The organism is Chryseobacterium pennipullorum (assembly GCF_003384725.1).
Taxonomy (GTDB): domain Bacteria; phylum Bacteroidota; class Bacteroidia; order Flavobacteriales; family Weeksellaceae; genus Chryseobacterium; species Chryseobacterium pennipullorum.
In genome coordinates this window covers 1-18,663 of the sequence record NZ_QNVV01000005.1, presented here as the reverse complement: position 1 = coordinate 18,663, position 18,663 = coordinate 1, and the positions used below count along the sequence as shown (strand labels likewise).

Below are 18,663 nucleotides of genomic sequence, written 5' to 3'. Positions count from 1 at the left end.
TGTGGAAGATCCGGATTCTAATCTTCCAGATTATATTGTTTTATTTTTCTGTACAAAGTTCGCTGTGATATTCCCAGCTCATCCGCTGCTCTGTTTCTGCGGCCTTTATGCTTTTCCAAAGCTTTGATAATCAAATCTTTTTCATTATTCTGAAGAGAAAGAGATTCCGGTCTGTTTTCTTCTACCTCAATGTCTTCAAAATCTTCATAACGGTCATCAGAATTAGAAATAATCGTTGGAGTCTGAACGGCAGGCACTTCATTATTATTTTCAAAATACAGCAGGGAACCTGAGTTTACCTGCGGCTGGCTTTCAGGAGTGTAAATTCTGTTGATCAGATTTTTTTCATGACTGCTGAGATCACCGGCACCTCTGTTCTTGATCAGTTCCGAAGTTAAGGATTTTAAATCATTAATATCATTCCTCATATCAAAGAGAATTTTGTACATAATTTCTCTTTCGCTTCCAAAATCACTCTGCTTGGGTGTATTCTGGGTATTGACCACCATAGGAAGGTGGGTTTCCATAGGAATATATTCTGCAAGCTTTTCTGCGGTAACGTTTCTGTTTCTTTCCACAACGGTCATTTGCTCAACCAGGTTTCTCAGCTGGCGGACATTCCCGGGGAAAGAATAGTTTTCAATATAATGCACGGCACTTGACTCAAGTTCAAGCTCAGGCATTCTATATTTTTCGGCAAAGTCTATCGCGAATTTTCTAAACAGCAAGTGGATATCGCCCTTTCTTTCTCTCAAAGGAGGCATATCAATCTGAACGGTATTCAAACGGTAATATAAGTCTTCCCTGAATCTTCCGTCATGAATAGCTTTCATCATATTGACATTGGTTGCCGCCACAATTCTCACATTGGTTTTCTGGACCTGTGAAGAACCTACCTTCATAAATTCGCCACTTTCCAGCACTCTTAAAAGACGTACCTGTGTCTGTAACGGAAGCTCTCCCACCTCATCCAGAAAAATAGTTCCACCGTCTGCCACTTCAAAATACCCTTTTCGGGTTGCTGTGGCTCCTGTAAAGGCTCCTTTTTCGTGCCCGAACAGTTCGGAGTCTATCGTTCCTTCGGGAATAGCTCCACAGTTGACGACAATATAGGGCTGATGTTTTCTTCGGGATTCCGAATGGATGATTTTCGGGATAAATTCTTTTCCCACCCCACTTTCTCCAATCACCAGTACAGAAATATCGGTAGGGGCTACCTGGATTGATTTTTCCAATGCCCTGTTGAGGGCCGGAAAGTTTCCGATAATTCCAAAGCGATTTTTTATGTTTTGTAACTCGTTGCTCATAAGTAAATTTTTGATTATTGATCTAATGTTAATGGTCTACAGCTTTTCCATTTGCTTTCTGTAAACCTTATTAAAATGATGAGTGTAAACATCCTTCATGTGTTTGCCTTCATCGTAGGTTTTCAATGCTAACATTTTTAAATCCAAATAATCTTTGTTTCTGATCTTAGAAACTTTACTTTTAAAGTATATATTGTCGGCAAAGTCGTATTCTTTGCTTTGTTTTTCAAAATTTTCAAGGGCTTTATCATATTTGCCCAGCTCAAAATAGGTAACTCCCAGCTGATAATGATCGTAAAGTCCTTTTACATATCCTCTGGTTACCAGAAGGGTTTCAATAATTTTCGTAGCCTTTTCTTTCTGTCCCAATGCGCTGTAAGACATAGCTCTTACAACATCCAGGTGATAATCTCCGTTTAAGGATCTTCCTAAATCTTCAGGATAATATTTTCTTAATTCCTCCAGATCCAGGATGGATCCTTTATAGTCCCTCAAAAACTCGAATTTGCACCATCCTCTATATCCGAGATGCATTCTGGGATCTGCAGCAACAGCCTTATCAATTAAAGTTTTCCAGGTTACAAAATCTCCGTTTTTGAGATAAGGAACCGCTTTCTCCATATAAGCATTGGAGAAACCCGGACAGAGCTCAATAGCTTTATCAAACCCTTCCTGAGACTCTCTGGAGCCCTGCAGGTCCGAAGCCCAGTTGTACAACTCACAAGCTTTTTTGCAATCCTCTCCCTCTACTGCATTACAGTTGACCTGTGCAATAGTATTGGTATAAACGATAAGTAACAAAAAGCTAAGGTAATACCTCTGAAACTTTTCCATTTTCAATTTTATAGGTTAAATACTGATAATAATCTACTTTAAAACCTTTTATTTCATTCGGCATCCAGCCATTCAGTGATTTTGTGAACTTCAGGAGTTTATCTTCCAACTCCACATCCAAAACCGTATCTTTCAGATCCGGGCTCATAGGTTGCAGCCTGAACAAGCCTGTTTTCCCTTCACAATTTACTAAAAATCTGACGGTAATATAGCCGTTTACATTCTTTTCAGAATATATATTTTCTTTTCCAAGCTTTTCAACAATTTCAATCTTTTCTCCTTTGTAATTAAATCCCCGGACGCCCTGGTAATACTGAAAACTAAAAGGAGTATCCTTAGCAGCTCCACATTTTTGGAAATCAGGGTCATCCAGTTTTTCATCAAACTGAATATCTCCTACGGTATCAGAATATCTGCTTAGCCTTTTTTCTGTCTGGCATGACATCAAAACGCAGGTAAACAGGAAAAAAAGATAAAACGTTTTCACCCAGCTTAATTTAATTCAGCTGTTCTCCCTAAAAGTGTGCCTTGGGTATTGTCATCAACAAAAACGCTCACAATGTCACCTATTTTCTGTCCTTCAAGTTTATCAAAGACACATACTGCATTCTGAGAATTTCTCCCCTTCCATTGGTTTTCGTTCTTTCTGGAAGTTCCTTCAATTAAAATGCGGTGTATTCTTCCCACATACGATTTCATTCTTTTTCTGGACAGTTCACCCTGCAGCGCAATTACTTCTGCGAGACGTCTCTGCTTCACATCGGCAGGAATATTATCTTGCATTTTTTTATGAGCTGGTGTACCGGGTCTTTCAGAATAAGCAAACATATATCCGTAATCATACTCTACTTCTCTCATCAGACTTAATGTATCCTGGTGGTCTTCTTCTGATTCATTGCAGAAACCGACAATCATGTCCTGGGAGAAAGCTACTTCAGGAACGATTTCCTTAGCTTTTTTGATCAGCTCAAGATATTCTTCACGAGTATGTTGCCTGTTCATCGCTTCCAGCATATTGTTGCTTCCGCTTTGTACAGGAAGATGTACATATTTACAGATGTTGTCATGTTTGGCCATCATTCTGAATACATCCAGGCTCATATCCTGAGGATTTGAAGTAGAAAACCTTATTCTCAGTTCAGGAACTGCCTTAGCGACTACATCCAGCAGTTGTGCAAAATTAACTGCCGTAGCTTTTTGCATTTCAGAAGCCTTGGCAAAGTCTTTTTTAGGGCCTCCTCCATACCAAAGGTAAGAGTCAACGTTTTGCCCTAAAAGGGTAATTTCTTTATAACCATTCTTGGCAAGGTCTTTACATTCTTCTATAATAGAGTGCGGATCGCGGCTTCTTTCTCTTCCTCTGGTGAATGGAACGACGCAGAAAGTACACATATTATCACAGCCTCTTGTAATGGTAACAAAAGCAGTAACGCCGTTTCCACCCAAACGTACAGGATTAATATCAGCATAGGTTTCTTCTTTAGAAAGAATAACATTAATGGCATCCCTACCATCATCCGTCTCCTTCAGAAGGTTGGGTAAATCTCTGTAAGCATCCGGTCCCACCACAAGATCAACAAGCTGTTCTTCTTCCAGAAATTTAGTTTTCAGTCTTTCCGCCATGCAACCCAGAACTCCTACCGTCATGTTCGGCTTTTCCTTCTTAAGATTTTTAAACTGAGAAAGCCGCATTCTAACAGTTTGCTCAGCTTTTTCCCGGATGGAACAGGTATTTAACAGGATCAGGTCTGCTTCTTCCACCTTCATTGTTGTATTATACCCTTGTTCGTTAAGAATGGATGCAACAATTTCAGAATCAGAGAAATTCATCTGACAGCCATAGCTTTCTAAAAAAAGTTTTTTAGAATTCTCAGGCCTTTCAGCAATAGCAAAAGCTTCTCCCTGTTTTGTTTCGTCTATATATTTTTCCTGCACAATAGTCAATTTAAGGTCCGCAGCCTACATTTCAGGTTTAATTTCTGAATATAAATTACGAACAGATAAGTCTGCAAAGATACAAAATATTGTGACAGAATGGCAGGACTATTGCCCGGATCTCTGAAACCTGTTTAAAAAAAGTATAATATCATATTTGCTTCGTGAGATTAATCAGAGTCCACGGTCAATGGGACACGTACCTTCATGATTGTAGGGATTCCGTTGAAAGTAGAAGGAAACCAACCTCCCTTTACTGCAGAAAGTTCTGCTACGATATCTTCTTTAATAATTAATACACGGTCCACATTACATATCTACGGATAAGGAAGAGAAATTCATTCTGAGTCTCATTTCCGATTTCACCGGTTGTCCGTTACATGTCGCCGGGGTCCAGTCTTTCTTGATTCTCCTCACTACATATTTCATATCATCAAAAAAAACTTCACTGTTCAACACTTTTGGAATACCTACAATATTGATTATTTTTCCTGTTGCATCGATGGTCAGGGTGAAGGTAAAGTCTCCACTCAAAGTATAAAAATCAGCATTCAGGTAGGTGTACATAAATTTACCCAACAGCTCTCTGTATGCCGCAGCTCCACCTTCAAAAGCGGCAGGTTTGAAGTCATCGCATTTTACCGCCACCTGCATAAAAGGCTCTTTAATATCTATTTTAAAAAGGTTTTTATTATTTTCTGCTAAAAATGAATCATCCCTGTCTTCAAGGTCTTGTGCCAATGAAAAATGAGCAGCAAAAAAAGCCAAAAGCAAAAGTACAGTTTTCATAATTTGATCGTATTGAATAAGCAAAGGTAAATATTTACCAGGCTTTTCAAACAGAAAAACTTCACGTATTGTGAAGTTTTGCCTGTATTATAGTACATTCTATTCTGTGATCACAGCAGTCCTTTGATATGTTTATAATTGGTTTTTACTGTATCAAGAACCTCATCCATTTTTCCGCCAAGCATCAGCTGAGCCATAGATTTAGTCATTCCCAATACCTGATCAAATTCGATTTTCGGAGGAAGAGCCAGTGCGTTTGGATTCGTAAATATATTCAGAAGATAAGGTCCGTTATAATCCAGACATTCTCTTATAGCGCTTTCCACTTCTTCAGGCCGGTGCACATTTTTCCCAGGATACCCCATGGCCTGGGCAACCATTGCAAAATCCGGATTGATAAGATCAGTCTCATTATCCGGCATTCCTCCCACTTCCATTTCCAGCTTCACCATTCCCAGCGTTCTGTTGTTGAACACGATCAGCTTTACAGGAAGCTTATACTGAAAGATTGTAGCCATATCACCCAAAAGCATAGACAACCCACCGTCACCACACATCGCAATAACCTGCTTTTCGGGGTGTGCAAGAGAAGCTCCTATAGCCATTGGCATCGCATTAGCCATTGAACCGTGATTAAATGAACCCAACATTTTCCTTTCTCCGGTTCCGGTAATAAACCTGGCTCCCCATACGCAACACATTCCCGTATCCACAGTGAAGATCGCATCTTTTTTAGCTAGCCGGTCTAAGGTATGGGCTACATATTCGGGCTGAATTGCATTTTCCTTACCAAAATCTTTTACATATTCGAGTTGATTTTCCTTCACCTTTCCATAAAATTCCAGTTGTTCATTCAGAAAGTGTATATCCGTTTTTTCCCTGAGCAGAGGTAATACTGCCTTCACGGTCTCCCTGACATCTCCTGCCAGCCCCAGTTCCAGCCGGGCTCTTCTTCCAAGCCGTTCCGGACCTTCATCAATCTGTACGATTTTATTTTTTACAGGCATGAATTTCTGATACGGAAAATCTGTTCCCAGAAGGATAACCAGATCAGCCTCGTGCATTGCATGGTATGCCGACGGAAGACCCAGTAAGCCTGTAAGGCCCACTTCATTAGGGTTGTTGGGCTGAATAGCCATTTTCCCACGGAAAGAATATCCTACAGGTGCTTTAAGATGTCTGGAGAGCTCTATAATTTCCGCACTGGCTGCTGCTGCTCCGATTCCGCAATACAGGGTTACCTTCTTACTGTCGTTAATCAGCGTCGCCAGTTTTTCGAGCTCATCATCCGAAGGCCGGATAACTGGATTCGTTTTAAAGATCTGAGTGGATGTGGTTGTTTCTTCAGCATCCAACTCAGAAACATCTCCCGGCAGCCCGATGACCGCAACTCCTTTTTTAGAAATCGCATGCTGAATAGCAGTCTGTACCGTTCGCTGTACCTGTTCAGGACGTGTAATCATTTGATTGTAATAGCTGCAGTCATCAAACAGCTTTATCGTATTTGTTTCCTGAAAGTAATCCATACCCATTTCATCACTAGGGATGGTAGAAGCAATAACCAGCATGGGTACGTGTGACCGGTGTGCTTCATACACTCCATTGATAAGATGAACGTGACCAGGACCACAACTACCTGCACATACTGCAAGACCATCCAGTTCGGCTTCCGCTGCAGCGGCATAAGCTCCCACCTCCTCGTGTCGCACATGAATCCATTCTATACTGCTCTTTTTAACTGCAATATTAAGATGATTAAGACTATCTCCTGTTACTGCATAAATTCTTTTCACATCGGCATTTTCGAGCATCTCAACAATCTGCTCTGCTATATTTTGGGCCATAATTAATTGATTTGATATTTATTTAGGATCAGACAACAGTGTTCAAAAGCTGTCTTTCTATCAAAATTAACTAATTAAACTGAACCCTTCCTAGGATTTCAATGTTAAAAATCTGTTATTTTATAATGATTAAACCTAAAAGGTTTTGAAAACCTGTTTGGTTTAGCAACAAAATTCTCCTTTATTTTAATTCTGAATCTGCAGTATCTTCATCACTGAAACAAAACAGCCACCCAAAAGGCGGCTGCTTATTGATACTTTATCTCTGATTAGTTGATGACTTCGATCTGATTTCGCAGAAGATCTTCAAATTCGTCTCTCTTACGGATCAGGTGAGCTTTTCCATCCAGGAATAAAACTTCTGCAGGTTTTAATCTGGAGTTGAAGTTTGAACTCATTTCAAAACCATAAGCTCCTGCATTATGGAAGGCCAGGATATCACCCTCTCTTACTTCATTCAGCTTTCTGTCCCATGCAAACGTATCCGTTTCACATATATTCCCCACTACAGTATAAATTCTCTCCGCTCCTTTCGGATTGGACAAGTTTTCAATCATGTGATAAGAATCGTAGAACATCGGACGGATCAGATGGTTGAAACCAGAGTTTACCCCTACAAAAACTGTTGCGGTTGTCTGCTTAATCACATTGGCTTTCACCAACAAATAGCCGCTTTTCCCTACGAGGAATTTTCCAGGTTCGAACCATAGTTCAAATTTTCTTCCTGTCGATTTTGAGAATTCTCCCAAGACTCTTTCTACTTTTTTTCCCAGAGTTTTCACGTCTGTTTCCTCTTCATTATCCTGATAAGGGATTTTGAAGCCGCTTCCCATATCCAGATATTTCAGATTCGGGAAATGCTCTGAAAGCTCCAGCATGATATCCAAAGCCTGAAGGAATACCTCAGGATCTTTGATTTCACTTCCGGTATGCATGTGAAGTCCTTCAACATTAACGTTTGTACTTTTCATCACTCTTTCAATGTGACGAAGCTGGTGGATAGAAATCCCAAACTTGCTGTCGATATGCCCCGTTGAAATCTTATAGTTTCCTCCGGCAAAAATATGTGGATTGATTCTTACAAAAATCGGGTACGAATTTCCGTATTTGTTCCCGAATTGCTCAAGAATAGAAATGTTATCAATGTTTATATGAACTCCAAAAGTCATTGCTTCCTCTATTTCTGCCAAGTCAACACAATTGGGAGTAAACAAAATCTTTTCCTTCGGAAATCCTGCCTTTAATCCAAGTTTAACTTCATTAATAGATACACAATCCAAAGAGGCACCCAAGTTCTTTACATATTTAAGGATATTGATGTTCGTCAACGCCTTTGCCGCATAGAAAAACTTTGTGTGTTTTAAAAAAGAGGATGTAAGTTTTTCGTATTGAACTTTGATGGATTCAGCATCATAAACGTACACCGGTGTGCCAAACTCTTGGGCAATCTTTAATAATTCTTTTGAATTCATAATTTCATTTTAACATAAAAAAAGGCAGATTCTTCGAAAAAGAGCCTGCCACATTAATTATTTTTTATGCAAGACAAGTCTTTTAAATATTCCAAACCTTAGAGAACTTTACAGCTCCCTTTTTACCAGTTTTAATTTGTTTAAAATTTTGCATTGCTTCTATTTATTTTTTGCAAAAGTACTATTTATTTTTTATTCCAGAAAAATTGATTTGAAACGCACCTTCCTGCGTATCACAACCCAATCTCTATATTTTTCCTTTATTTTGGTAAGGGTAAAGTCTCAAAATCACCGCGAAGCAGGGCCAGCTGCAATTCGTTATTCAAATCAGTTGAGGACATAGGTAGATCAATTTTAAGTTTTGCCAGCTTGCTCATAGTCTGAATCTGCGTAAACAATTCATAAAAACCAAACGAAACCACCTTTCCATTATCAATAATTAAGAACAGTTTTTCTCCTAATTTCCTTCCTGTTCCCAGCCAGAGCTCATTTCTCTTTTTGAAGTCTATTTTCTGTTTCAGGACTGTAAAATCTTTAAACTCCTCCAATGCACTGATAAATTGCACCGCTTTTGTACCCTGGGTAAAAGATCTGAATTTCAAAGCAGGTTTTTCCGTCTTGTTGAGATTATTCTTTTCAACAATATATTTGCCGTTTCTGAAATAAAGCCCGAAAGGCAGAACCTCTTTCTTTTTAATATTTTTCGAGTTAAGAATCAGTTTGGCAATGGTATCCGTACCTGTAAGCTCGAAATTAATCTGCGTCACACCTTTCTGAACGCTTTCCCATTTCTGGGATTTTGAATTGAATACTTTTTTCGAAAATTTATTGATATCCTGTACATAATCGGAGAAAAGAATACGTCCTGCTTCGTCCTGAAAATAGACAAATCCTTTGTCATTCGGAAGATCCTGCGTGAGTTCCTTTATTTTATTGATATAGGTTTTCGCATTAGATTCATCATGTTGTTTCTGAATAATTTCATTTTCAGTATCCTTGATCACCAATAGTTTGAACAGCTCCAGTGTCGCCCTTGCATCACCATCAGCCCTGTGATGATTGGTAAGCGGGATCCCCAGTGATTTCACCAGCTTACCCAATGAATAGCTAACCTCATCAGGGATCAGCTTTTTCGCTAACGGAATTGTATCTAAAGTATTGATCTTGAAATCATAGCCAAGCCTTTTAAAGGACTGGCGGAGCATTCTGTAATCAAAATCAATATTATGCCCCACAAGAGTTGTATTTTGTGTGATTTCGATGACCCTCTTGGCTATTTCATGAAATTTAGGAGCCGTTTTAACCATTTTCGGGGTGATACTGGTCAGTTTTTGTACAAAAGGGGTAATATCACCCTCTGGGTTGACAAGAGATATAAACTGGTCAGTAATTTTCTGACCATCATACCTGTAGATGGCAATATCGATAATGCATTCATGTCTATAACCTGCACCATTACTTTCTATATCTATAATTGAATACATTGATTTCCCGTTAACTGCTGTTTTTTTAATTGTATTTGTTTTTTCTTTCCCGAAACTTTCGCTCGAAAAATCTAACCCTATTTTCCTCTGCCGGTAAAGATAACCTGCTAAAATAATAAAAAAAATAAAAAAAGCATAGCAGATTCCTTTAGTTTACCTTCAGAGTTATCTTCTTCTTCCTCCCAGTCCGAACATTCCGAGAATTGCTTTCGCTCCTTCTCTCATTAATGTAGACGTAAAAGTTCGACCTGCTTTGCTCTGCAAAACCTGCTCAAACATTCCAGGTTCTTGCTTTACCGGTCTTGTCTTTTGAGCAGCTGTCGGGTTTTGTGCCGCCTGTTCCATTCTGCTGGTCAGAATTTCATACGCAGATTCTTTATCCACAGCATTTTCATATTTTGCTACTAAAGCAGATTTACCGGTTAGTTCTGAAATCTCCGTTTCATTCAAAACATCCATTCTCGATTCGGGAGAGATCAGATAGGTATGTACCAACGGTGTTGGAATTCCTTTTTCGTCCAGCGCCGTTACAAAAGCCTCTCCGATTCCCAGATTCTGAATAAGGCTGGAAGCATTATAATATTCCGTAGTCGGATAGTTTTCCACGGCTTTGGAAATTTCCTTTTTATCTTTTGCTGTAAAACCTCTAAGGGCATGCTGAATTTTCAGTCCTAGCTGGGAAAGTACATTTTCAGGGACATCCCCGGGAATCTGTGTGATGAAATAGATCCCCACTCCTTTAGAACGAATCAGCTTTACCATGGTTTCGATCTGGGAGAGCAGTGCCTTCGAAGCTTCATCAAAAATCAGGTGAGCCTCATCAATGAACAGGACCATTTTCGGTTTTCCACTGTCTCCTTCTTCCGGAAACGTCATATAAATTTCAGCAAAAAGTGAAAGCATAAATGTGGAGAACAGCTGTGGCTTATTCTGAATATCCGATACTCTTAATATATTGACCACTCCTTTTCCGTCCCTGGTTTCCAGAAGGTCCTGAACGTCAAAGCTCAGTTCTCCGAAAAAATCGGCCGCTCCCTGCTGTTCCAAAGCCACAATAGATCTTAAGATAGCTCCCAAAGAAGCCGGGGCTATAGATCCGTAATTGGCTGCAAGTTCTGCTTTTCCCTGAGCGTTATCTGTTACATATTGCAGGACTTTTTTCAAATCGTTCAGATCAATCAGTGGTAAGCCTTTATCATCACAATATTTGAAAACAATGGACATGATGCTTTGCTGGGTATCATTAAGCCCAAGAATTTTACTTAATAAAACAGGTCCGAATTCTGTAACTGTTGCTCTTAGCTTTACCCCTTTTCCTCCGGAAATGCTCATCAGCTCTACCGGAAATCCTTGTGGATTGTAAGGAAGCTGTGTTTTTGCATACCGCTCTTCAATAATGGCATTCATCTGTCCTGCCTCTGCAATTCCGGAGAAGTCTCCCTTGATATCCAGCACAAGAGAGGGAATTCCGGCGTGTGAAAGCTGCTCTGCAAAGACCTGTAATGTTTTGGTCTTTCCGGTTCCGGTGGCACCGGCAATAAGGCCGTGGCGGTTGATTGTTTTTAGAGGAATGGTTACATTAACTTCCGGAACTACCTCCCCATCCAGCATTCCCTTTCCTAATATAATATGATCTCCCTTAGGAGTGTATCTTGCATTTAGTTCTTCAATAAATTGTGTTTTATCTGCCATCTGATTGATTTTTACCTGATAAATATAAAGGTTTTTATAAAATATTTAATGATATCCCACAGAACTTCTTACATTATCCTGTGAAAGGACTCTGGAACAGCACCTGCAAATTTCAAACCACTTATCCGATATTATATATGACGCCTGTAACCTCTATTCACGCTACCAAACATGATAAAAAACAGCAATTGCAAATTCATTTTTGGCAAGGCATTCTTTTTGCTCAAAGTAAAAAACACTAAACAATCGTTTAGCAAAGTATTGAAAGAAACTATCAATGGGATTTAACATTTCATTTAGATTTCATCTAATACTTTGTATCTTTAACTCATTAAAAAAAGACCCAATGAAAATTGAACAAATATATACGGGCTGTCTGGCTCAGGGAGCCTATTATATTGTATCAGAAAATGAAGCGGCTATTATTGATCCTTTGAGAGAGGTAAAACCTTACCTGGATCGTCTGGAGAAAGACAATGTCACTTTAAAATATATTTTTGAAACCCATTTCCATGCTGATTTCGTTTCAGGACATCTGGACCTTAGCAAGAAAACCGGTGCTCCGATTGTTTACGGACCCACCGCTGCTCCCGAATTTGAAACAATCATTGCGGAAGACCATCAAATCTTTGACATTGGAAAAGTAAAGATAAAAGTACTGCACACTCCGGGACATACCATGGAAAGCAGCACTTACCTTCTGATTGATGAAAACGGCACTGAAACTGCAATTTTCACAGGAGACACTTTATTTCTTGGAGATGTTGGGAGACCGGATCTGGCACAAAAAGCCACCGATCTTACGCAGGAAGATCTTGCCGGCATCCTGTACGACAGTCTTCAGAATAAAATAATGCCTTTAGATGACAGTCTTACCGTTTATCCGGCTCACGGTGCCGGTTCGGCATGCGGAAAAAATATGCAGAAAGAGACCGTGGATATTTTAGGAAATCAGAAAAGAACAAATTATGCATTGAACCAACCTGACAAAGAATCTTTCATCAGAGAAGTTCTTGACGGGCTTACGGCACCACCGAAATATTTCGGAATGAATGTAGCCCTGAACAAAGGAGGCTATGAAAGCCTTGATGTTGTGATGGATAAAGGGTTACACCCAGTTGCTCCAGAAGATTTTGAAGCTCTGGCAGAAGAAACCGGCGCATTGATCTTAGATACCCGTGGGGCTGCCGACTTTCACAAAGGTTTTGTTCCAAATTCGATCAATATAGGACTGAAAGGAGATTTCGCCCCTTGGGTAGGAACTCTTATTGTAGATGTAAAGCATCCTTTATTACTGATAGCAGACGAAGGGACAGAAGAAGAAGTGATTACCCGATTAAGCCGCGTAGGTTTTGATCATGTGGTTGGCTATCTTAAAGGAAGTTTCGCCGCATGGAAAAACGCTGGTAAAGAAACAGACGAAATCAAAAGAATTTCTCCTGCTGAATTTGCAGAGCAATTTACAAAAGAGGCTAAAGTAATTGATGTAAGGAAACTGACCGAATATTCAGCAGAACATATTGATAATGCCTACAACAAGCCGTTGGATGCTATCAGTGACTGGGCCCGTACAATTGATAACTCCGAACACTTTTTCCTTCACTGTGCAGGAGGATACAGAAGCATGATTGCCGCAAGTATCCTTAACTCACACGGTATCAGAAATTTCACCGAAATAGAAGGCGGTTTCAACGGAATAAAAAAGACAGAAAAACTTCCAACAACGGATTTTGTATGCCAATCTAAAACTTCTTAAAACCATGAAAGTTAAACTTTTAGGTGGCCTCTTAGCTTCAATGCTGATCATCAACGCCTGTAAAACGGCGCATACTGCAGATATTCCTGCACATTCTATCAGAGAGACCGTCAACAATAGCGAAACAATGCTTGTAGATGTAAGAATCCCCGAACAATATGCAGCAGGTTCTGCAAGGAATGCTGTCAATATTCCTTTGGCAGAGCTTAAAAGCAATATGGAATCCCTAAAAGGAAAGAAAGTGGTTGTTTTCTGCAATAAAGGCGTACAGGCAGACCAGGCAATGGAAATCTTAAAGAAAAACGGAGTGGAGGCTTACGATGGGACCAGCTGGAAAAATGTAAAAGCCATTCAGGAAGAAACGGATAAAAAATAAACTGTAAAACCACAATTATGTCACAAAAATTTCAGGAAATCATTGATTCTGACAGACCGGTACTTATTGACTTTTTTGCCACATGGTGCCAACCATGTAAAGTACAGTCTTCGGTTTTAAATACTGTAAAAGAAAATATTGGTGAGGGAGCCAGAATCATTAAGGTAGATGTAGATCAATATCCTGCACTGGCCGCTCAATATGGAGTGCGCGGAGTCCCTACACTGGCGGTTTTCAAAAAAGGAGAACTGTTATGGAAAGAAAGTGGTGTGCATGATGTGAATACCCTCACACAACTTTTACAAGAATATGCTTAAAACTGTGATTTTTCACAGTTTTTTTTGTTTTTACATCCCCACAGATCACACGAATTTCCACAGATAACTGCACCTATTTTTTTGTATAAAAATTAAACATCTGTGAAAATCTGCGAAATCTGTGGGAAAAACCTAAAATTCAATTGAAAAAGAATCTCTGTCATTCAAAAACTGAAAATGGGTTCTGAAATCTTTCAATTCATCTCTATTCAATTCTGCAGATACAAGGTTTCCTTGTTTTTGAGAGATTTCTGTTCCGTCCGCAAAGAAGCAGTGAGAGCTTTCCTGATACAACAGATTATTTCCGTCGGTCCCTATTCTGTTTAAGCCAAAAACATAAGCCAGATTTTCAATCGCTCTTGCTTTTAGAAGATGCTCCCAGGCACCCACCCTCTTCTCAGGCCAGTTGGCAACATACAAAACGGCATCATAATCATTATTATTTCTTGCAAAGACCGGAAAGCGTAGATCATAGCAAACCTGAAGCAGAAATCGCAGCCCTTTGTATTCCACAATCACCCGGTCTTTACCCGGCGTATATACCTTATCTTCTCCTGAAAAAGAGAACAAATGCCTTTTGTCATAGAATAATGTTTCACCATCCGGTTGCACGAAATACATCCTGTTATAAAAGTGTTCATTCTGCTCTACCGGAGCACTTCCACAGAGAGCTGCATTTTTTTCTTTAGCGATCTTTTTTAAAAAATCCAGCGATTCATCATGGCGGTCAGAGACTTCAGAAGCATCCATACAGAAGCCTGTGGAAAACATTTCAGGCAGTACAATCAGATCTGCTTCCACATCCCGGAGCTCATGCTCAATTATTTTAAAATTCTCAGTCTTATTTTTCCAGATGATATCCAAATTAAGTCCTACAACTTTCATCTTCTCTTTTTTTAAAATTATCATATAAAAATACACCTTTATCTGCAAAAAAGAAAACCCGGCAGCTGAACAGGTTTTCTCTGACGACTTATTTTCATAATGTTTTACTAAAGTATTTTATTTTTGTAGAAATGAATATCTTTCGGTTTCATTTTTGATACAGATACTTTTTATTACGATCACTAAAAATTTAAAAAATTTATGAAGAAACTGGTTTTTATGGTGATGATATTCTTTTTCGGAAGCATGGCCAATGCGCAGGCATGGACAGGAAAGGGAGATCAGAAAGTGCAGCTTGGTCTGAGTGCATGGGGATACGGAACAGGAGTTACGGGAACTTATGATTATGGCCTTAACAAGCTTATATCGGTAGGTGCCGGTCTGAATGCCTATTTCAGCAATTATAAAGACAACGATAAGGATAATCGTGTTTTCATTTTTGGAAGGCTGAATTTCCATTTACAGGAAGCTCTGAATCTACCGGCAAAATGGGATATTTATCCAGGAGTCGATCTGGGTGTTCTGGGAAAAGATTTCGGGATTGGAGCCCATATCGGTGCAAGATACTTTTTCACTGAAAAAATTGGAGTATTTGCTGAGGTAGGGAATAACGGAAGCCTTGGAGTTTCTTTCAATTTATGATCAAATCGTCTTTAAATATGACAAAGCTTCTCGTATCGGGAGGCTTTTTTGTTTGGCATAGTTTTGATAATTGTTACCTTTGCAAATTAAAATCTAAAATTTATTAATGGAAATAGCAATCAAACTCTTTCAGTTCATTCTGAGCATCTCTATACTTGTGCTTCTTCATGAGCTAGGGCACTTTTTACCGGCAAAATGGTTTAAGACCAGAGCAGAGAAATTTTTCCTGTTTTTTGATCCATGGTTTTCCATTTTTTCAATGAAAAAAATCAATGGAAAATGGGAATATAAGTTTTTCTCCCCAAATCTGCCGGATTCTAAAGTGATAGAGGTCAATGGAAAGAAAGAAGAAGTGCCTATCGATATATCTAAACTTCCGGACAGTGATTGGAGAAAACATCCAGAACAAACCAAATACGGCATCGGATGGCTTCCTTTTGGAGGCTATGTAAAAATTGCAGGAATGGTAGATGAAAGCATGGACACTGCTCAAATGAAAAAACCGGCAGAACCATGGGAATTCAGATCAAAACCGGCATGGCAAAGATTGATTATTATGCTGGGAGGTGTTACTGTGAACTTTTTTCTGGCATGGTTAATCTATAGTGGCTTGTCATTCTTCAATGGGGAGACCTATACCGACATCACCAAATTCAACAATGGAATTGAAGCGACAGATGCAGGAAAGAAAATGGGCTTTCAGAATGGAGACAAAGTCATCAGTGTCGACGGAAAACCGGCAGAACGGTTAGAAAGCACATCCATCAACATCCTTTTGGGCGATAACGTTACTGTAATGAGAAATGGTCAGGAAGTAACATTCCCGGTAAATGCAGACGGTGTTGCAGATGTTCTTAAGCAGAAGGAAGCCAGACTATATATTACTCCGAGAGTTCCAATGGTGATTGACTCGCTAGCCACTCCGGCTTCCCAGTCTTCAGGATTGGCTAAAGGAGATAAAATTATTGGAATCAATGGAAAAAAAGCAGCATTCTTTGATGAGGTAAGTACACTTTTAGGTGAAAATAAAGGAAAAACAATTACTGTAGATGTCGAGAGAAATGGCACTGTACAGACTTTACCTTCAGTTTCAGTAGATAAAAACGGAAAACTAGGTGTAGCTATTGATGCTAAGGGTATCGCGAAATCTATTGTAACGACTAAGAAATATTCGTTCGGAGAGGCTATTCCAAGAGGGTTTACAAGATCTATCGATGCACTGACTACACAGGTAAAACAGTTCAAGATCATGTTTAACTCCAAAATCCAGGGATATAAAAATGTGGGGGGACCTATCGCCATTGTTAAAAACATGCCCGTGAGTAAAGACGCAAAAGGTAATGTTTCTATTGACTGGACAGCTTTCTGGAGCTTTACAGCAATGTTCTCGGTATGGTTGGCTTTCCTTAACCTTATACCAATCCCGGGACTTGATGGTGGACACGTATTGTTTACATTATATGAAATAATTGTAGGAAAACCGGTGCCGCAAAAGGTGCTGGAAAACGCACAGATGATTGGAGTTATCTTCCTGTTAGGTTTGATGTTACTGATTTTCGGAAGTGATATTTTCAAGATCTTTGCAGGGAAATTATAATTTTTTCGATAATTTTCTAAAAAATATTTGTAGGGTATAAATATTCGTCCTATATTTGCACCACTTAAAACAAAGGACATTCCTCCTTAGCTCAGTTGGTTAGAGCATCTGACTGTTAATCAGAGGGTCGCTGGTTCGAGCCCAGCAGGAGGAGCCAAAAAAGACTTACAGAAATGTAGGTCTTTTTTTATTTCTGTTATTTAGCAGTACTGCAATTAGACAAAATTGTAAAGGACCAGACGCTAAAAAGATATGCACTACTAGTTTTCCTACCTGTTCCTCCATAATTGAATCCTTAATCCACAACTTTTGCACTTGATTCACTATATCTTTATTATATTAGCAAAAAAAGGCATGGAGATACCATTATTCAGGATACTGCTCTTTAGCACTCTATTCACATTTACATCATATTTTCATGCCCAAAACAACAATCTTGAGGTTCGGCGCATCGAATATCTTCACAGTCTTAAAAAGCATGTTGACAAGGCATGGCCGGAATTCAGTTCACAAAAGTATGCTGCTGATATTGCCCTTTTCACTCCTACAAGCACATTCATTACAGGACGTCCTATTTCCAAAACCTTAAAAAAGTCACCTAAGCAAACTTACAAAAAAGGAAGTTTGCTCATTGAAGAAACACAACGCCTGGATACTGATGAATTTCATATGGCCACCGCTTACGAAAGCACGGACAGCAGTAAGCTATGGTACCAGTATCCCGTTGTACTTTGCAGTGATTTTGAGTCCACCCGTCAACATATTGAAGAGGTCTCTGATACCCAGACCTGGGCAACTGTTATTCTTCACGAATATTTTCACGGCTTTCAGTTCAGGCATCCGGAATTTATCCGATTCGCCAACGATTCGATAACGCTTAGCATCACCAAACTGCAATCCTATTATGAGCGCTATCCCTGGTTCAGGGAAAGTATTGAGCAAGAAAATCAGCTCTTATTGGAATGTCTGAGCAAGAATAGACTGCCCCAAATCAAGGCTCTTTTTGCTCAATATGCGTTAAAGCGAAGTCAACGCCTGTTAAGATTTAGTCAGGAGGAAAAATTTGACCTTACCCACCAGGAAGAATTTATGGAAAAAATGGAAGGCAGCGCGAGATATATAGAGTACCAGCTTTATCTTGCATTCAAAAATATCCCAGTCGACAAAGAACTTGCTGAAACCGACCGCTATTATGATCCATCCCTATTAAAAGCGTTTAAGCTGGAAGATAAGCCATGGATGTATCAAAGCAGTTCTGTCCGTTATTTTTACTCAACAGGTTTTAATATGTTACGGTTATTAGATCATCTAAAGATCCCATACAAAGAAAATTTTTTTGACGATAACAGCAACACTCCTTATAGGGTATTACATTACAAACTATTAGATGCACAGTAAGAGGCAGCCTCAAAAGATTCATCAGTTCGGTTACTGGAAGGATGCATTTATATATGGTAAGGAAAGGCTTTCGGCTTTTCTAAGTACCCCTTTGCTGATATTTTGGGGAGCAATTCTCATTTATCAAAAAAAATATTGAAAATATTTCTTATTGAATTTCAATACATTTAGTTTAAAATGATTGAGAAGAGGCGATAAAACTTGACTGATATTAATATTACTTTTATATTTGCACCACTTAAAACAAAGGACATTCCTCCTTAGCTCAGTTGGTTAGAGCATCTGACTGTTAATCAGAGGGTCGCTGGTTCGAGCCCAGCAGGAGGAGCCAAAAA

General features: G+C 39.3%; 17 protein-coding genes and 2 tRNA genes. 8 read left to right on the top strand and 11 right to left on the bottom strand.

Features of this window, described 5'->3' with window-relative positions; genetic code table 11:
* Positions 1 to 17: 17 nt before the first annotated feature.
* The 10 genes from DRF67_RS07540 to DRF67_RS07500 all read right to left on the bottom strand — a co-directional run bounded on the left by DRF67_RS07540 (position 18) and on the right by DRF67_RS07500 (position 11,357).
* Entirely contained in the window at positions 18 to 1,307 is a 1,290-nt protein-coding gene (locus tag DRF67_RS07540; RefSeq protein ID WP_115927690.1) for a sigma-54 interaction domain-containing protein, read from the bottom strand.
* A gap of 36 nt (positions 1,308 to 1,343) precedes the next feature.
* Positions 1,344 to 2,141, bottom strand: a complete 798-nt coding sequence (locus DRF67_RS07535; RefSeq protein ID WP_115927689.1) for a tetratricopeptide repeat protein — start codon at positions 2,139 to 2,141, stop codon at positions 1,344 to 1,346.
* Positions 2,113 to 2,586 (bottom strand): hypothetical protein, encoded by a 474-nt coding sequence (locus tag DRF67_RS07530; protein ID WP_115927688.1) that lies wholly within the window; start codon positions 2,584 to 2,586, stop codon positions 2,113 to 2,115. Before DRF67_RS07530 ends, DRF67_RS07535 begins: the two co-directional genes overlap by 29 nt.
* A gap of 47 nt (positions 2,587 to 2,633) precedes the next feature.
* Positions 2,634 to 4,076, bottom strand: a complete 1,443-nt coding sequence (miaB, locus tag DRF67_RS07525; RefSeq protein WP_115927687.1) for a tRNA (N6-isopentenyl adenosine(37)-C2)-methylthiotransferase MiaB — start codon at positions 4,074 to 4,076, stop codon at positions 2,634 to 2,636.
* A gap of 170 nt (positions 4,077 to 4,246) precedes the next feature.
* A complete protein-coding gene (locus DRF67_RS21490) occupies positions 4,247 to 4,384 on the bottom strand; it encodes a hypothetical protein (RefSeq protein ID WP_165851758.1) in 138 nt (45 codons plus the stop codon).
* Between the two features lies 1 nt (position 4,385).
* On the bottom strand, positions 4,386 to 4,865 hold the full coding sequence (locus DRF67_RS07520; protein ID WP_115927686.1) for an energy transducer TonB: 480 nt from the start codon (positions 4,863 to 4,865) through the stop codon (positions 4,386 to 4,388).
* A gap of 110 nt (positions 4,866 to 4,975) precedes the next feature.
* Complete coding sequence (locus DRF67_RS07515; RefSeq protein ID WP_115927685.1) at positions 4,976 to 6,709, bottom strand: thiamine pyrophosphate-dependent enzyme; 1,734 nt, start codon at positions 6,707 to 6,709, stop codon at positions 4,976 to 4,978.
* A gap of 269 nt (positions 6,710 to 6,978) precedes the next feature.
* Entirely contained in the window at positions 6,979 to 8,181 is a 1,203-nt protein-coding gene (lysA, locus tag DRF67_RS07510; RefSeq protein WP_185142076.1) for a diaminopimelate decarboxylase, read from the bottom strand.
* Between the two features lie 260 nt (positions 8,182 to 8,441).
* On the bottom strand, positions 8,442 to 9,665 hold the full coding sequence (locus DRF67_RS07505; RefSeq protein ID WP_115927683.1) for a 3'-5' exonuclease: 1,224 nt from the start codon (positions 9,663 to 9,665) through the stop codon (positions 8,442 to 8,444).
* 165 nt (positions 9,666 to 9,830) lie between these two features.
* Positions 9,831 to 11,357 (bottom strand): helicase HerA-like domain-containing protein, encoded by a 1,527-nt coding sequence (locus tag DRF67_RS07500; protein WP_115927682.1) that lies wholly within the window; start codon positions 11,355 to 11,357, stop codon positions 9,831 to 9,833.
* Positions 11,358 to 11,703: 346 nt separating this feature from the next.
* On the opposite strand from DRF67_RS07500, the gene DRF67_RS07495 reads away from it, so the two are divergent.
* Genes DRF67_RS07495 through DRF67_RS07485 form a run of 3 tightly spaced genes read left to right on the top strand, consistent with a single transcriptional unit; the run spans position 11,704 to position 13,806 of the window.
* Positions 11,704 to 13,113 (top strand): MBL fold metallo-hydrolase, encoded by a 1,410-nt coding sequence (locus tag DRF67_RS07495; RefSeq protein ID WP_115927681.1) that lies wholly within the window; start codon positions 11,704 to 11,706, stop codon positions 13,111 to 13,113.
* 4 nt (positions 13,114 to 13,117) lie between these two features.
* On the top strand, positions 13,118 to 13,489 hold the full coding sequence (locus DRF67_RS07490) for a rhodanese-like domain-containing protein (protein ID WP_115927680.1): 372 nt from the start codon (positions 13,118 to 13,120) through the stop codon (positions 13,487 to 13,489).
* 17 nt (positions 13,490 to 13,506) lie between these two features.
* Positions 13,507 to 13,806 (top strand): thioredoxin family protein, encoded by a 300-nt coding sequence (locus DRF67_RS07485; RefSeq protein WP_115927679.1) that lies wholly within the window; start codon positions 13,507 to 13,509, stop codon positions 13,804 to 13,806.
* 132 nt (positions 13,807 to 13,938) lie between these two features.
* On the opposite strand, the gene DRF67_RS07480 is transcribed toward DRF67_RS07485, so the two are convergent.
* Entirely contained in the window at positions 13,939 to 14,691 is a 753-nt protein-coding gene (locus tag DRF67_RS07480) for a nitrilase-related carbon-nitrogen hydrolase (protein ID WP_115927855.1), read from the bottom strand.
* Positions 14,692 to 14,892: 201 nt separating this feature from the next.
* Here DRF67_RS07480 and DRF67_RS07475 point away from each other — a divergent pair, with 201 nt between their 5' ends.
* From DRF67_RS07475 to DRF67_RS07455, 5 genes are all read left to right on the top strand, one after another.
* On the top strand, positions 14,893 to 15,333 hold the full coding sequence (locus DRF67_RS07475) for a DUF6646 family protein (RefSeq protein ID WP_115927678.1): 441 nt from the start codon (positions 14,893 to 14,895) through the stop codon (positions 15,331 to 15,333).
* A gap of 106 nt (positions 15,334 to 15,439) precedes the next feature.
* Complete coding sequence (gene rseP, locus DRF67_RS07470; RefSeq protein ID WP_115927677.1) at positions 15,440 to 16,930, top strand: RIP metalloprotease RseP; 1,491 nt, start codon at positions 15,440 to 15,442, stop codon at positions 16,928 to 16,930.
* 80 nt (positions 16,931 to 17,010) lie between these two features.
* Positions 17,011 to 17,087: transfer RNA gene (locus DRF67_RS07465), tRNA-Asn, on the top strand.
* 197 nt (positions 17,088 to 17,284) lie between these two features.
* Positions 17,285 to 18,328 carry a hypothetical protein gene (locus DRF67_RS07460; RefSeq protein WP_123912715.1) on the top strand — a complete coding sequence of 348 codons (1,044 nt, stop codon included), beginning with the start codon at positions 17,285 to 17,287 and terminating at the stop codon, positions 18,326 to 18,328.
* A gap of 254 nt (positions 18,329 to 18,582) precedes the next feature.
* Positions 18,583 to 18,659, top strand: a tRNA-Asn gene (locus DRF67_RS07455).
* Positions 18,660 to 18,663 lie beyond the last annotated feature (4 nt).